A 14,411-nucleotide genomic window follows, 5' to 3' on the forward strand; every position below is an offset into this window, starting at 1 on the left:
CGCACCCGTTGCAGACCCCGCGTTGACCGCCTAGCTTCGCGGGCGAGGGAACCCGGGGGCGGTGCAGACATGAACGGACGCAGGATTTTCGCGCTCTGCGCGGCGCTGGCGGCGGCGCCGGCGGCGGCGCAGGACGTCATCACCAAGCAATACGAGGGCGGCGGCGTCTACGAGGGCACGTTCAAGGACGGCAAGCAGCACGGCACCGGCACCTACACGCTGCCCTCGGGCTACGTCTATACCGGCGAATGGGTCGAGGGCGAGATCCGTGGGCAGGGCCGCGCGGAGTTCCCCGACGGCTCGGTCTACGAGGGCGAATTCGTCGCCGGCAAGCCCGAGGGGCAGGGTACGATCACCTTCGCCGATGGCGGGACGTATACCGGCGAATGGGTCGAGGGCCGGATCGAGGGCGAGGGCGTGGCCGATTACGCCAACGGCACGCGCTATTCCGGCGGCTTCGTCAACGCGCTCCATGATGGGCAGGGCGTGATGGAGAGCCCGAACGGCTACCGCTACGAAGGCGGTTGGTCCGAGGGCATGAAGGACGGCGAAGGGCGGATCACCTATCCGGACGGCTCGACCTACGAGGGCGGGATGGCGGGCAATGTCCGCTCGGGGCAGGGCACGCTCCGGACGCCGGACGGGCTGAGCTATACCGGCGCCTGGGCCGACGGTCAGATCAACGGGCAGGGTCTGCTGACCCAACCCAATGGCGACGTCTATGACGGCATGCTCGTCGATGGCCGCCGCGAGGGGCAGGGCCGCGTGACCTATGCCAATGGCGATGTCTACGAGGGCGAGTTCCGCAACGACCGCCGCCACGGCCAGGGCGAATTCCGGGGCGCGGACGGCTATATCTATACCGGCGGCTGGGTCGAGGGCCGGATCGAGGGCGTGGGCGAGGTCCAGTATCCCGACGGCTCGGTCTATGTGGGCGAGTTCGAGAACGATCTGGCCGATGGCGAGGGCAAGATCACCTATACCGACGGCGCGACCTACGAGGGCGACTGGGAGGAAGGCGTGATCCAGGGTATGGGCCGCGCGGTCTATCCCAACGGGCTGGTCTACGAGGGCGAGTTCGTGAACGCCCAGAACCACGGCTACGGCGTCATGACCTTCACCGACGGCTACCGCTACGAGGGCGACTGGGCCGAGGGGCTGCGCCATGGCGAGGGCCGCGCGACCTATGCCGACGGCACCGTCTACGAGGGCGGCTTCGTGCGCGGCCAGCGCGAGGGGCAGGGCGTCATCACGATGGCCGACGGCTTCACCTATACCGGCGGCTGGAACGACGGCGAGATCGAGGGCGAGGGCGTCGCGACCTATGCCAATGGCGATGTCTACGAAGGCAGCTTCGTCGCGGGACGCCGGCAGGGGCCGGGGACGATGCGCTATGCCACGGGCGAGGTCGAGGCGGGCCGCTGGGAAGGCGGCGCGCTGGCCGAGCGGGAGGTGGCGCCGGAGCCGGACGCGGAGCCTGCGGATGGCGAGCCCGCGCCGGAGGAAGCCCCGGCCGCGGCGGAGCCCGAAGCCGAGACCGAAGCGGAGGCTGCAACCGAGGCCGAGAGCGACGGCTGAGGCCGCCCGGCGTCAGGCCTCGGGCAGGGTGGCCGAGATCTCCGCCCAGAGCGCGCTTAGCGACGGGCGCGGCTGGATGTCGACGATCGGGATGTCGGCATCCATCAGCGCGTCCAGCAGCAGCAGGTGATGCGCCGGATCGGCGGTGTTCTCGCGCAGCAGGACCGATGCGACATGGCCGTGGCTGTCGACGATGGCCAGATCGGCCACCATGCCCGCCAGCGGGTCGTAGCCCGGCCGCGTCAGGTCGGAGGTCAGGAACCCCTTCAGCGCGACGCCTGCGTGCAACGTGCACCACGGCGCCTCGGCCTCCAGCCGGTCAGCGATCCAGTTGTGCAGCTTCACGTCGCGGGTCGACATCAGCGGGTGCTGGCGGATGGTGCCCTCGGGGATCGTGTCGGGCGCGGTCGACTTGGCCGATTTGCGGGACCGTCCGGGACGCGCCAGCGATTTCGCACGTTCCACGGCCGAGCGCGCGCCCGGCCAGTCATTGGCCCAGCTGCCCGATCCGCGCAGGGCGGGGGCCTCGGCACCGGCCGGGGCCGGCTCCGCGGGGCGGCGCTTTACGCTCAGGCCGGTTTTCACCAGCCGCGTCATCGTCTTGGCCATCAGGCGGTCGAGTTGCATGTCGAGTCCCTCGGTGCATCGGGTCTTTCTCGAAACTGACCGGTCGAATTGGCCGAATTGGGGCGGGGCCGGGGAAAATCGGGGGTCTTGTCGCGGTCAGAGACGCGCGCCCGCGTCCAGCCGCGCAAGGATGGCGTCGCCCTCGGCGATCACCGTCTTGCGGCGCGCCTCGTCCATACGGTCCCAGGTCCGATACATCTGCGCCATGCGCGGGTTCGATCCGAACCGCTCGCGGTGGCGGTTCAGAAAGTGCCAGTAAAGCAGGTTGAACGGGCAGGCGCCCTCGCCGGTCTTCTTCGAGACCGCGTAGTCGCAATGCTTGCAGTAATCCGACATCTTGTTGATGTAGTTGCCCCCCGACACGTAGGGCTTGGACCCCACGATGCCGCCATCGGCGAACTGGCTCATCCCGATGACGTTCGGGCTTTCGACCCATTCATAGGCGTCGGCATAGACCACGAGATACCATTCATGGACCTGATGGGGGTCGAGCCCCGCCAGAAGGGCGAAATTGCCCGTTACCATCAGGCGCTGGATGTGGTGGGCATAGGCCTCGGCCATCGTGGTCGAGATGCATTCGCGCAGGCAGCGCATGTCGGTATCCGCGGTCCAGTAGAATTCCGGCAAGTCGCGGGTCGCCCCCAGCGCGTTGCGGGTCACGTAGTCGGGTCCCTCGCGGAAATAGATGCCGCGGATGTATTCGCGCCAGCCGATGATCTGGCGGATGAACCCCTCGACCGCGTTCAGCGGCGCATCGCCCGCCTCATAGGCCGCCTCCGCCGCTTCGCAGGTCTCGCGCCAGCCCAGCAGCCCGGCATTGAGGTAGAGGCCGAGAAGCGCGTGGTAGAGGAAGGGCTGCCCGGTCACCATCGCGTCCTGGTAGTCGCCGAAGCCGGGCAGGCTGTGGGCGACGAAATGCTCCAGCGCCTCGAGCGCGCCGTTCCGATCCGTGGCGAACCAGAAGTCGTCGAGGCTGCCGTAGCGGTTGCCGAAGCGCTCGCGCACCAGCGCCAGCACCTCCTGCACCGTCTCGTCGGGCTCGAAGCGCAGCGGACCGGGCCCCGAAAGGCCCTTGGGCGGCGATTTGCGGTTCTCGGCATCGTAGTTCCACTTGCCGCCCACGGGCTTGTCGCCCTCCATCAGGAGCCCCGTCTTGCGGCGCATGTCGCGGTAGAACCACTCCATCCGCAGCTCCTTGCGGCCCTCGGCCCAGTCCTCGAACTCGGCATGGCTGGCCAAGAAGCGGTCGTCCGGCAGCAGCGAGACCGGGACGGGCGCGTCCTCCAGCGCGGAGATCAGGCGGAACTCGCCCGGTTCCGTCGCGATCACCTCGGTCGCGCCGGTGGCGTCTGCGGCGCGGAGCAGTTCGCCCGGGATGGATTGCGTGTTTTCGGGATCGTCCAGCGTCGTGTAGCGCACCGTCCAGCCCGCGGCGCGCAGATGCGCGGCATGCTTGCGCATCGCGGCGAAGAGGAAGGCGATCTTCTTGGGATGGTGCGGGACGTAATCCGTCTCGGCCTGCACCTCGGCCATGACAACCACGTCGCGGTCCGGGTCGCCCTGCCGCAGCGCGCTGAGATCGTCGGACAGCTGGTCGCCCAGCACCAGGATCAGCCGGGGCGTCACCATTCGATGGGCTTCGCGGCATAATCGAAGAACCCGCCCGACTGCGCCGGGTCGAGCCCCATCAGCACGCCGACCAGCTTGTCGGCCGCGTCCTCGGGCGACAGTTTCTTGGCCTTGTAGCCTTCGGTGAAGGATGTCTCGACGGTGCCGGGATGCAGCGCGACGACGACCGATTGCTTGTCCTTGCGGCCCAGTTCGATCGCGGCGCCGTGCGTGATCTGGTTGGCCGCGGCCTTCGAGGCGCGGTAGCTGTACCAGCCGCCCATGCCGTTGTCGCCGATGGAGCCCACGCGCGCGGTCAGCACGCCGATCCGGGCGCCTGGCGCGAGCTTGCCCACCAGCGCCTTCAACACCAGCGCGGGGCCGATGGCATTGACCGCCATCGTGCGCGCCATCGCCTCGGCGTCGATCGCGTCGAGCGCCTTTTCGGGGGCGTGGCCCGGCGGCGCGAGGATGCCGGAGGCCACGAAGACCACCGCGAAGGGCCCCTCCACCGCGCCCAGCACGCGCTCGATCGAAGCGGGGTCGGTCACGTCCAGGCCGTCCGCGCTGCGGCTGAGCCGCGTTACGGCGTAGTCGCGCGCCAATCTCTCGGCCAGCGCCGCGCCGATCCCGCCCGAAGCGCCGATCACGAGTGCATTATTCGACATAGATCATCTTCCGCGTCATGCCCCCGTCGAGGACGATTTCCTGGCCCGTCAGAAAGCCGGCCTCGGCGAGGTAGGCCACCGCCTCGGCCACGTCCTGCGGTGTGCCGACGCGGCCCGCAGGGTGCTGGGCATGGTCGGCGTCGCTGAGGTCGGCATCCGCAGCCGCGATCCAGCCCGGCGCCACGGCGTTCACCCGCAGCTCGGGCCCGAGGCTGACCGCCAGCGCGTGGGTCAGCGCCAGAAGCCCGCCCTTGGAGGCCGCGTAGCTTTCGCAATCGGGCTCGGACATGTGGGCGCGGGTCGAGGTGATGTTGACGATGCAGCCCCGCGCCGCGCGCAGGGCGGGCGCGAAATGCTTGGCCATCAAGAATGGCCCGGTCAGGTTGACCGCGAGCCGCCGGTCCCAGCCGGCGCGGTCCAGCATCTCGACCGGCCCCGACACCGCGCCCGCCATCCCGGCATTGTTCACCAGAAGATCCAGGTCGCCGCCCCAGTCGCCCACCTCGCGCGTGGCCCGGGCGACGGCGTCCTCGTCGGCGACATCCGCCTCGACGCGCAGCAAGTCGCCGCCGGCGGGCGCGGCCAGCGCCTCGAGCCCGGCGACGTCCAGCGCGGCGACGCGCCAGCCGCGGGCGAGAAGATGGTCGATGATGCCGCCGCCGATCAGCCCGCCCGCGCCGGTCACAAGCGCCGTCTTGGTTTGGATCTCCATGACCGGGCCAGCTATGGCGGCCGAGTGGGCGGTCAAGAAAGCGCTTCACACCCGCGCGCGAATCCGTATCATTCGCGCCATGACCACGGCCCTGATCCTGGACCTTCTGCTTATCCGCTCCTGAGCGTGCCATCCGGCGCGACCGCTCGGGAGGGACCACGCGCCGAAGGACAACCAGCAGATACAGGAGCCGAGCCATGACCCAACCCACCGACAAATCCCACGTATCGCCCCGGGCGGACGAGAACCGCGTGGTCATCTTCGACACGACCCTGCGCGACGGCGAGCAATCGCCCGGCGCGACGATGACCCATGACGAGAAGCTGGAGATCGCCTCCATGCTCGACGAGATGGGCGTCGACATCATCGAGGCGGGCTTTCCCATCGCCTCGGACGGCGATTTCGCCGCCGTGTCGGAGATCGCGAAAAATGCCGACCGCGCCACGATCTGCGGGCTGGCGCGGGCGAATTTCAAGGATATCGACCGCTGCTGGGAGGCGGTGCGCCATGCGAAATCGCCCCGCATCCACACCTTCATCGGCACCTCGCCCCTGCACCGCGCCATCCCGAACCTGACCCGCGACGAGATGGCCGAGCGGATCCACGAGACGGTCACCCATGCCCGCAACCTCTGCGACAACGTGCAGTGGTCGCCGATGGACGCGACGCGGACCGAATGGGATTACCTGGCGCGCGCGGTCGAGATCGCGATCAAGGCCGGCGCCACGACGATCAACATCCCCGACACGGTCGGCTACACCGCCCCGAACGAGAGCGCCGCGCTGATCCGCCGCCTGATCGCCGAGGTGCCGGGCGCGGGCGAGGTGGTCTTCGCCACGCATTGTCACAACGACCTCGGGATGGCGACGGCCAATGCGCTGGCCGCGGTCGAGGGCGGCGCGCGGCAGATCGAATGCACGATCAACGGGCTGGGCGAGCGGGCGGGCAACACCGCGCTGGAGGAGGTCGTGATGGCCCTGAAGGTGCGCCACGACATCATGCCCTTCACCACCGGCGTGGACACGACCAAGCTGATGGCGCTCTCGCGCCGCGTGGCCGCCGTCTCGGGCTTCCCGGTCCAGTTCAACAAGGCGATCGTCGGCAAGAACGCCTTCGCCCACGAGAGCGGCATCCACCAGGACGGGATGCTGAAGAACGCCGAGACCTTCGAGATCATGCGCCCCGAGGATGTGGGCCTCAGCGAGACCTCGCTGGTCATGGGCAAGCATTCGGGCCGGGCCGCGCTGCGCTCGAAGATGAAGGAGCTGGGCTATACGCTGGCCGACAATCAGCTCGCCGATGTCTTCGTACGGTTCAAGGCGCTGGCCGACCGCAAGAAGGAGATCTACGACGACGACCTGATCGCGCTGATGCAGGACGAGGAGCGCACCGGCGAGGACCGCATCAAGGTCGAGCGGCTGCGCGTCGTCTGCGGCACCGAGTGCCCGCAGGAGGCCGAGCTGACGCTGGTGATCGACGGCGAGAAGAAGTCGTCCGAGGCGACCGGCGACGGCCCCGTCGACGCGGCCTTCAACGCCGTGAAGGCGCTGGTCCCGCACCGCGCGCGGCTGCAGCTCTACCAGGTCTCCGCGGTGACCGAGGGCACCGACGCGCAGGCCACTGTGACCGTGCGGATGGAGGAGGACGGGCGCATCGTCTCGGGCCAGTCGGCCGATACCGACACCGTCGTCGCCAGCGTTCGCGCCTATGTCAACGCGCTCAACCGGCTGCTGATGCGTCGCGAGAAGACCGGCCGCGACGCGCGGGAGATCAGCTACAAGGACGCCGGCTGACCGGACCGCGCCCGGCCGGGCGGGCGGGGCGGCGGTCCGGGTGTGTCTTTCCGGCGGAGCTTCGCGCAACCGTCGCACGCGCCCACTGGACCCTGCCCCCGCAAACCCGCTAAACGCCTGCAAACCCCCCGCGTGGCGGCGACGGGGGAGGTACGTTTTGGGGGACGCGCATGTCTATCTTCGGTTCGCTTTTCAGCAGCGACATGGCCATCGACCTGGGCACGGCCAACACGCTGGTTTACGTGAAGGGCAAGGGCATCGTGCTCAACGAGCCCTCGGTGGTCGCCTACCACATGAAGAACGGCCGCAAGGAGGTCCTCGCCGTGGGCGAGGACGCCAAGCTGATGCTGGGTCGCACCCCCGGATCCATCGAGGCGATCCGCCCGATGCGCGAGGGCGTCATCGCCGATTTCGACACCGCCGAAGAGATGATCAAGCACTTCATCCGCAAGGTTCACCGGCGCTCGACCTTCACCAAGCCCAAGATCATCGTCTGCGTGCCCCACGGCGCGACCCCGGTCGAGAAGCGCGCGATCCGCCAGTCGGTTCTGGGCGCGGGCGCCCGCAAAGCCGGTCTGATCGCCGAGCCCATCGCGGCGGCCATCGGGGCCGGCATGCCGATCACCGATCCGACGGGCAGCATGGTCGTCGATATCGGCGGCGGCACGACCGAGGTCGCGGTCCTGAGCCTTGCCGACATCGTCTATGCGCGCTCGGTCCGGGTCGGCGGCGACCGGATGGACGAGGCGCTGATCTCGTATCTGCGGCGGCACCAGAACCTGCTGGTGGGCGAATCCACCGCCGAGCGGATCAAGAAGGAAATCGGCACGGCGCGGATGCCCGAGGACGGGCGCGGCGAGGTCATGCAGATCCGCGGCCGCGACCTGCTCAACGGCGTTCCGAAAGAGACCGAGGTCAGCCAGGCGCAGGTCGCCGAGGCGCTGGCGGAGCCGGTGCAGCAGATCTGCGAGGCGGTGATGACCGCCCTGGAATCGACCCCGCCGGACCTCGCCGCGGACATCGTCGATCGCGGCGTCATGCTGACGGGCGGCGGCGCGCTGCTGGGCGAGCTGGACCTTGCGCTGCGCGAGCAGACGGGCCTCAGCATCTCGGTCGCCGACGAAAGCCTCAACTGCGTGGCGCTGGGCACCGGCAAGGCGCTGGAATACGAGCGCCAGCTCAGCCATGTGATCGACTACGATAGCTGAACCCGAGGGGAGGCCGCATGGCGCGCACCCGTCCCGGCGAAGATATCTACGGCAGACCGCTGCGGCGGCTCTTCCTGGCCATCATCTGCGCGATCCTGGTCGGGCTGATCCTGCTTTGGCGGATCGACAACCCGCGGGCCGAACGGATCCGCGCGGGGCTGGTCGATCGCGTCGTGCCGAGCTTCGAATGGGCGCTTGCGCCGATCACCTGGGCGGGCCGTCTGGTCGAGGATTTCGAGGGCTACGCCCGCGTCTACGAACAGAACCGCGAATTGCGCCGCGAATTGCAGCAGATGAAGGCCTGGCGCGAGGCGGCGATCCAGCTGGAGCAGGAGAATGCGCGCCTTCTCGATCTCAACAAGGTGCAGCTCAGCCCCGAGCTAACCTATGTCACCGGCGTCGTGTTGACCGATAGCGGCTCGCCCTTCCGCCGCTCCGTCCTGCTCAATATCGGCGCGGCCGACGGCATCCGCGACGGCTGGGCGGCGATGGACGGGCTGGGGCTGGTCGGCCGCATCGCGGGCGTGGGCGAGCGGACGGCACGGGTGATCCTTCTGACCGACGGCAACAGCCGCATCCCGGTGACCATCCAGCCCTCGGGCAAGCGCGCGATCCTGGCCGGCGACACGACCCCGGCGCCCGCGCTCGATTTCGTCGAGAATGCCGACGACGTGCAGGCCGGCGACCGGATCGTCACCTCGGGCGATGGCGGGGTCTTCCCGCCGGACCTTCTGGTCGGGCAGGTCGTGCGCGGCGCCGACGGACGGCTGCGGGTGCGGCTGGCCGCCGATACCAGCCGGCTGGAATATCTGCGCGTCCTGCGCACGCGGCAGGCCCCGGGCATCGGGACCACGGGCGATCTGCTGGTGCCCCCGGGCGGCGCCATGCAGGGCCCGCCCCCGCCCGAGGAGGGCTGAGCCATGGCGGCCCGCCGCGTCTGGCTCTACCGGCTGGTCTTCGCGCTCCTCGCCTCGGCCATCCTGTTCTTCGCCCTTCTGCCCTTCGGGCCGGGCGAGGGCGGCGTGCCGGGCCCCGAGCTGACCGTCTGCCTGATCTTCGCCTGGGTTCTGCGGCGGCCCGATTACGTCCCGGTCTGGCTGATCGTCGTGATGCTGCTGCTCGACGACGTCATGCTCATGCGGCCGCTCGGGCTCTGGACGCTGACGGTGCTTCTGGCCTCCGAATACCTGCGCCGCCGCGTCGATCACGCCGAGGCGCTGCCCTTCTGGTCCGAGGTGGGCGTGGTCTCGGGCTGCATCGTCGTGGTCTTCACGGCCAACCACCTGACGCTCGTGCTGCTTTTCGCCGAGCCGGGCCCGCTTCTCGGGACCGCCTTGCATGCCCTTGCGACGATTGTGTTCTACCCCCCGATCGCCGTATTCTCGCAAATGATCGGGGTGAGACGTCTCGCCCCCGGCGAGATGGACAGCCTCGGCACCCGCGCCTGATCCCAGGGCGCCTTTCTGGACCGACCACATGAAGCGCAATCCCCAGGACATCACGCTGTCATCCCGCCGGATCACGCGCCGCGCGCTCGTCATGGGCGGCGCCCAGCTGGGCTTCGGCGGGCTGCTTCTGGCCCGGATGCGGCACCTGCAGGTCGATCAGGCCGACGAGTTCCTGCTCCTGGCCGAGGAGAACCGCATCAAGGTGCGCCTGCTGGCCCCGGCGCGCGGTCTGATACTCGACCGCAACGGCGTCACCCTGGCCGGCAACGAGCAGATCTACCGCGTGTCGATGATCCGCGAGGATGCCGATGACGTGGACCGCGTCGTCACCGCACTGCGCGGCCTCGTGCGGCTGGACGAGGACATGCTGCAGCGCGCCCTGCGCGAGATGGATCGTCGCCCCCACCAGGCCGTCACGCTGGCCGACCGGCTGAGCTGGGAGGAGCTGTCCGCGGTCGCGATCAACATGCCCTCGCTACCGGGCATCACCCCCGAGGTTGGGCTCAGCCGCGTCTACCCGATGGGGCAGGATTACGCCCATGTCGTGGGCTATGTCGGCCGGGTCTCCGAGAAGGATATCGCCGAGGCCGAGACGCCCGATCCGCTGCTGCAGACGCCGCAATTCCAGATCGGCAAGATCGGCGCCGAGAAGGTGCTGGAGGGCGCGCTGCGCGGTCGCGCGGGATCGCGTCGCGTCGAGCAGAACGCCGCCGGCCGCATCATGCGCGAGCTCGGCCGGACCGAGGGCCAGGCCGGCCAGGACGTGCAGCTGACAATCGACGCGGGGCTGCAGAACTTCACCCAGGCGCGGCTGGGCACCGAAAGCGCGTCGGCCGTCGTGATGGACACCCGCAACGGCGATATCCTGGCCGCCGTCTCCTCGCCCAGCTACGACCCGAACCTCTTCGTCTCGGGCATCTCGGTGCCCGATTACGCCGCGCTGCGCGACAACGACCACCGGCCGCTTCACAACAAGATCGTCCAGGGGCTCTATCCGCCGGGCTCGACCTTCAAGATGGTCACGCTGCTGGCCGCGCTGGAGGCCGGCGTGATCGGTTCGGGCGAGACGGTCTACTGCCCCGGTCACACCACCGTCTCGAGCCGGCGTTTCCACTGCTGGAAGCGGGGCGGGCACGGCCAGGTCGACCTGGCCAAGTCGCTGCGCGAAAGCTGCGACGTCTATTACTACGAGCTGGCCCAGCGCGCCGGCATCGACCGGATCGCCGCGACGGCGCGCAAGCTCGGCCTGGGCCAGGCCCATGATATCGAGATGACCTCGATCTCCGAGGGGCTGGTCCCCGACCGCGACTGGAAACAGACTCGCCGCGGCGAGGCCTGGATGGTCGGCGACAGCCTGAACGCCTCGATCGGGCAGGGCTTCGTCCTGGCGTCGCCGCTGCAACTGGCGGTGATGACGGCGCGGATCGCCTCGGGGCTCGACATCAGCCCCCGGCTGGTGCGGTCGGTCGACGGCGTCGCGCGACCCTCAGGCGTCAATGGCCCGCTCGAGATCTCACGCAGCCTTCTGGAGGCGGCGCGCGACGGGATGTACCAGGTCGTCAACGCGCGCGGCGGCACGGCCGGGCGGTCCAAGTTCGACCTCGCCGGGCTGAAATGGGCCGGCAAGACCGGCACCAGCCAGGTCCGCAACATCACCGCCGCCGAACGCGCCCGCGGCGTCTTCCGCAACGAGGACCTGCCCTGGGAGCGGCGCGACCACGCGCTGTTCGTGGGCTACGCGCCCTGGGACGACCCGCGCTATGCCGTCTCGGTCGTGGTCGAGCATGGCGGCGGCGGCTCGCGGGCGGCGGCGCCGGTCGCGCGCGACATCATGCTCTATGCGCTGCATGGCGGCATCCCCCCGGTCGAGGCCTATCCCACCGGCCAGCGCGGCGAGATCGAGGAGATGCTCTCCTCGCTCCGGCTCGATCCGCGCCTGAATGCCCGCCCCTCGGGCACCTCCGAGGCATGAGCTATCTCGAATACAATATCGCCCGCGTCCCGCAGGGGATGCAGAAGGTGCTGGCGCTCAACTGGGCGCTGGTGCTTCTGGTCTCCGCCGTCTCGGCGCTGGGGTTCCTGGTGCTCTATTCGGTGGCCGGCGGCGACTGGCGCTGGGCCGAGCCGCAGATGCAGCGCTTCGTGCTGGGCCTCGGCGTGATGTTCACGGTGGCGATGGTGCCGATCTGGTTCTGGCGCAACGTCTCGGCCCTGGCCTATGCGATGACGCTCGCCCTGCTCCTCGCGGTGGAGCTTGTCGGCGCGACGGGCGGCGGGGCGCAGCGCTGGATCGATATCGGCTTCATGCGGCTGCAACCCTCCGAGCTGATGAAGGTGACGCTGGTGATGATGCTGGCGGCCTATTACGACTGGCTGCCCGTCACCAAGGTCAGCCGGCCGCTCTGGGTGATCCTGCCGGTGATCATCATCCTCGTCCCGGTCTTCCTGGTCATCAAGCAGCCCGATCTCGGCACCTCGATCCTGCTGATCACCGGCGGCGGGGCCGTGATGTTCCTCGCCGGCGTGCACTGGGCCTATTTCGCGACCGTGATCGCCGCCGGGGTCGGGCTGGTCACCACCGTCCTGCAATCGCGCGGCACCGACTGGCAGCTCATCAAGGACTACCAGTTCCGGCGGATCGACACCTTCCTCGACCCCGAAAGCGACCCGCTGGGCGCGGGCTATCACATCACCCAGTCGAAGATCGCGCTGGGATCGGGGGGTTGGACAGGCAAGGGCTTCATGCAGGGCACCCAGGCGCGGCTGAACTTCCTGCCCGAGAAGCACACCGACTTCATCTTCACGACGCTCGCGGAGGAGTTCGGCTTCCTCGGCGGCCTGTCGCTTCTGGTGCTCTACATGCTGATCATCGCCTTCTGCGTGGCAACGGCGCTGCGGACGAAGGACCGCTTCGCTTCGCTCGTCACGCTGGGGATCGCGGTGGCGTTCTTCCTGTTCTTCGCGGTCAACATGTCGATGGTGATGGGCCTCGCGCCCGTCGTCGGCGTCCCGCTGCCGCTGGTCAGCTATGGCGGTTCGGCCATGCTGGTGCTGATGCTGGCCTTCGGGATCGTGCAATCGGCGCATGTCCACCGGCCCCGCGCGGCGGGCGAGGGGCGGCTGCTGCGCCGCTAGGCCCGCGTCTCCGAACCGGGGCTGTGCGCGGATCGGCATTCCGCCGCGGGACCCGCGCGCTATCTGGACCCGAAAGGACGGAGAAGATCATGACCAAGCACATCACCGGCCTGCACCACGTCACCGCGATCAGCGGGCCGCCGCAGGCGAATGTCGACTTCTTCACCAAGCTGCTGGATCAGCGCCTGGTGAAGAAGACCGTGAATTTCGACGATCCCGGGACCTACCACCTCTATTACGGCAACCGGACAGCCGATCCCGGCACGATCCTGACCTTCTTTCCTTTCGTCGGCGCCCGTCCCGGCACGCCGGGCAGCGGCATGGCTTCGGCCTATGGTTACTCGGTCGGCGCCGCGGTGTTCGACGACCACGTGGCGGCGCTGCGCGCGCAGGGAGCGACCCTCTCCGACCCGCAGGAGCGTTTCGGTCAGCCGGTCGTGACGGTGACCGACCCCGATGGCGCCGCCGTGGAACTGATCGCCGAGCCCGGCGATCACGGCCCGGCCGAGGGCGGGTTCCATTCTACCACGCTCTGGCTGGACGATCTGGGGCCGACGCAGCGCCTGATGGTCGATCACATGGGCTACGCAGAGGCGGGTCATGAGGCCGCGGACGGCGCGGAGCGGCTGCGCCTGAAGGCGCCGGGCGACGCGCGCGGGACGGTGGTGGATCTCTACCGCCGGGACGGCGCGCGGCGCGGCCAGCAGGGCGCGGGCTCGATCCACCACGTGGCCTTCCGCGCGCGGGACGATGCCGACCAGCTCGACTGGCGCGACCGGATGATCGCCGCTGGGATGCAGGTGACGCCGGTGATCGACCGACAATACTTCAACGCGATCTACTTCCGCGAACCGGGCGGCGCGCTGTTCGAGATCGCGACCGACCCGCCGGGCTTCACCCGCGACGAGCCGCTGGAAAGCCTCGGCGAGGCGCTGAAGCTGCCGGAGAAATACGAGCCCATCCGCGACCGGATCGAGGCCGTGCTGCCCCGGATCACCGCATGAGCGGCGCCGGGCTGGTCCTGCTGCACGGCCGCGGCAGTTCGGCCCGGGACATCATGGCGCTCGTGCCGCTTCTGGGCGCGGGCGGGCTCAAGCTGGCCGCGCCCGAGGCGCCGGGACAAAGCTGGTGGCCGACCAGCTTCCTGGCGCCGATGGCGCGGATGGAGGCGCCGCTGGCGGCGGGTCTCGCGACCGTGGAGCGCGCGGTCGAGGGTCTCGGTCTGCCGCGGGACCGGGTGGCGGTTCTGGGGTTCAGCCAGGGCGCCTGCCTCGCGCTGGAATACGCGGCGCGGCAGGGAGCGGGGCTCGGCGCGGTGATCGGGCTGTCCGGCGGGCTGGTCGGCACCGGGGACGCGCCCGGCGAGATCCATGGCCACCGCGAGAAGCGCATGGATTACGACACCGACCTGACGGGGCTGCGCGCGTTGGTCACCTGCCACGAGGCCGATCCGCATATCCCGCTCGTCCGCGCCCGGATCAGCGCCGAGGTGCTGGCCGGCCTCGGGGCCGAGGCGCGGTTCATCGCGCATCCCGGCCCCGGCCATCAGCCGATGCCGGACGGGCTGGCTGCCGCGCGCGAGATCCTGGCGACGCTCTGAACGAAAAAGGGCCGCACCCGAAGGTGCGGCCCGA

13 protein-coding genes are annotated in these 14,411 nt (G+C 69.5%); 9 read left to right on the plus strand and 4 right to left on the minus strand.

All coding sequences use genetic code 11. The features are described 5' to 3' along the window. Nucleotides 1–69 precede the first annotated feature (69 nt). Entirely contained in the window at nucleotides 70–1,578 is a 1,509-nt protein-coding gene (locus P8627_RS12215) for an MORN repeat-containing protein (RefSeq protein ID WP_279964401.1), read from the plus strand. Between the two features lie 12 nt (nucleotides 1,579–1,590). Here P8627_RS12215 and P8627_RS12220 read toward each other — a convergent pair whose 3' ends face one another. From P8627_RS12220 to P8627_RS12235, 4 genes are all read right to left on the minus strand, one after another. Continuing rightward, entirely contained in the window at nucleotides 1,591–2,205 is a 615-nt protein-coding gene (locus P8627_RS12220; RefSeq protein ID WP_279964402.1) for a hypothetical protein, read from the minus strand. Between the two features lie 96 nt (nucleotides 2,206–2,301). After that, the gene (locus P8627_RS12225; protein ID WP_279964403.1) at nucleotides 2,302–3,834 is read right to left on the minus strand and encodes a cryptochrome/photolyase family protein; all 1,533 of its coding nucleotides are present in this window, start codon (nucleotides 3,832–3,834) and stop codon (nucleotides 2,302–2,304) included. Continuing rightward, entirely contained in the window at nucleotides 3,828–4,481 is a 654-nt protein-coding gene (locus P8627_RS12230; RefSeq protein ID WP_279964404.1) for an SDR family NAD(P)-dependent oxidoreductase, read from the minus strand. Before P8627_RS12230 ends, P8627_RS12225 begins: the two co-directional genes overlap by 7 nt. Further along, complete coding sequence (locus P8627_RS12235; protein WP_279964406.1) at nucleotides 4,471–5,193, minus strand: SDR family oxidoreductase; 723 nt, start codon at nucleotides 5,191–5,193, stop codon at nucleotides 4,471–4,473. The genes P8627_RS12230 and P8627_RS12235 overlap by 11 nt, the downstream gene beginning before the upstream one ends. Before the next feature lie 197 nt (nucleotides 5,194–5,390). Between P8627_RS12235 and P8627_RS12240 the strand changes: the two genes are divergently transcribed. The 8 genes from P8627_RS12240 to P8627_RS12275 all read left to right on the plus strand — a co-directional run bounded on the left by P8627_RS12240 (nucleotide 5,391) and on the right by P8627_RS12275 (nucleotide 14,377). After that, complete coding sequence (locus P8627_RS12240) at nucleotides 5,391–6,986, plus strand: 2-isopropylmalate synthase (RefSeq protein WP_279964407.1); 1,596 nt, start codon at nucleotides 5,391–5,393, stop codon at nucleotides 6,984–6,986. Nucleotides 6,987–7,156: 170 nt separating this feature from the next. Beyond that, the gene (locus P8627_RS12245) at nucleotides 7,157–8,194 is read left to right on the plus strand and encodes a rod shape-determining protein (RefSeq protein WP_279964408.1); all 1,038 of its coding nucleotides are present in this window, start codon (nucleotides 7,157–7,159) and stop codon (nucleotides 8,192–8,194) included. A 17-nt stretch (nucleotides 8,195–8,211) separates the two neighbouring features. Next, on the plus strand, nucleotides 8,212–9,111 hold the full coding sequence (gene mreC / locus P8627_RS12250) for a rod shape-determining protein MreC (RefSeq protein ID WP_279964409.1): 900 nt from the start codon (nucleotides 8,212–8,214) through the stop codon (nucleotides 9,109–9,111). 3 nt (nucleotides 9,112–9,114) lie between these two features. Further along, on the plus strand, nucleotides 9,115–9,642 hold the full coding sequence (locus tag P8627_RS12255; protein ID WP_279964410.1) for a rod shape-determining protein MreD: 528 nt from the start codon (nucleotides 9,115–9,117) through the stop codon (nucleotides 9,640–9,642). Between the two features lie 28 nt (nucleotides 9,643–9,670). Next, nucleotides 9,671–11,614, plus strand: coding sequence for a penicillin-binding protein 2 (mrdA, locus tag P8627_RS12260; protein WP_279964411.1), 1,944 nt, complete (start codon nucleotides 9,671–9,673; stop codon nucleotides 11,612–11,614). Next, nucleotides 11,611–12,777, plus strand: coding sequence for a rod shape-determining protein RodA (rodA, locus tag P8627_RS12265; RefSeq protein WP_279964413.1), 1,167 nt, complete (start codon nucleotides 11,611–11,613; stop codon nucleotides 12,775–12,777). Before mrdA ends, rodA begins: the two co-directional genes overlap by 4 nt. An 89-nt stretch (nucleotides 12,778–12,866) precedes the next feature. After that, complete coding sequence (locus tag P8627_RS12270; protein WP_279964414.1) at nucleotides 12,867–13,781, plus strand: ring-cleaving dioxygenase; 915 nt, start codon at nucleotides 12,867–12,869, stop codon at nucleotides 13,779–13,781. Further along, nucleotides 13,778–14,377 (plus strand): alpha/beta hydrolase, encoded by a 600-nt coding sequence (locus P8627_RS12275; protein ID WP_279964415.1) that lies wholly within the window; start codon nucleotides 13,778–13,780, stop codon nucleotides 14,375–14,377. The genes P8627_RS12270 and P8627_RS12275 overlap by 4 nt, the downstream gene beginning before the upstream one ends. The last annotated feature ends 34 nt before the right edge of the window (nucleotides 14,378–14,411 follow it).

This window comes from Jannaschia sp. GRR-S6-38, from assembly GCF_029853695.1.
Taxonomy (GTDB): Bacteria; Pseudomonadota; Alphaproteobacteria; order Rhodobacterales; family Rhodobacteraceae; genus Jannaschia; species Jannaschia ovalis.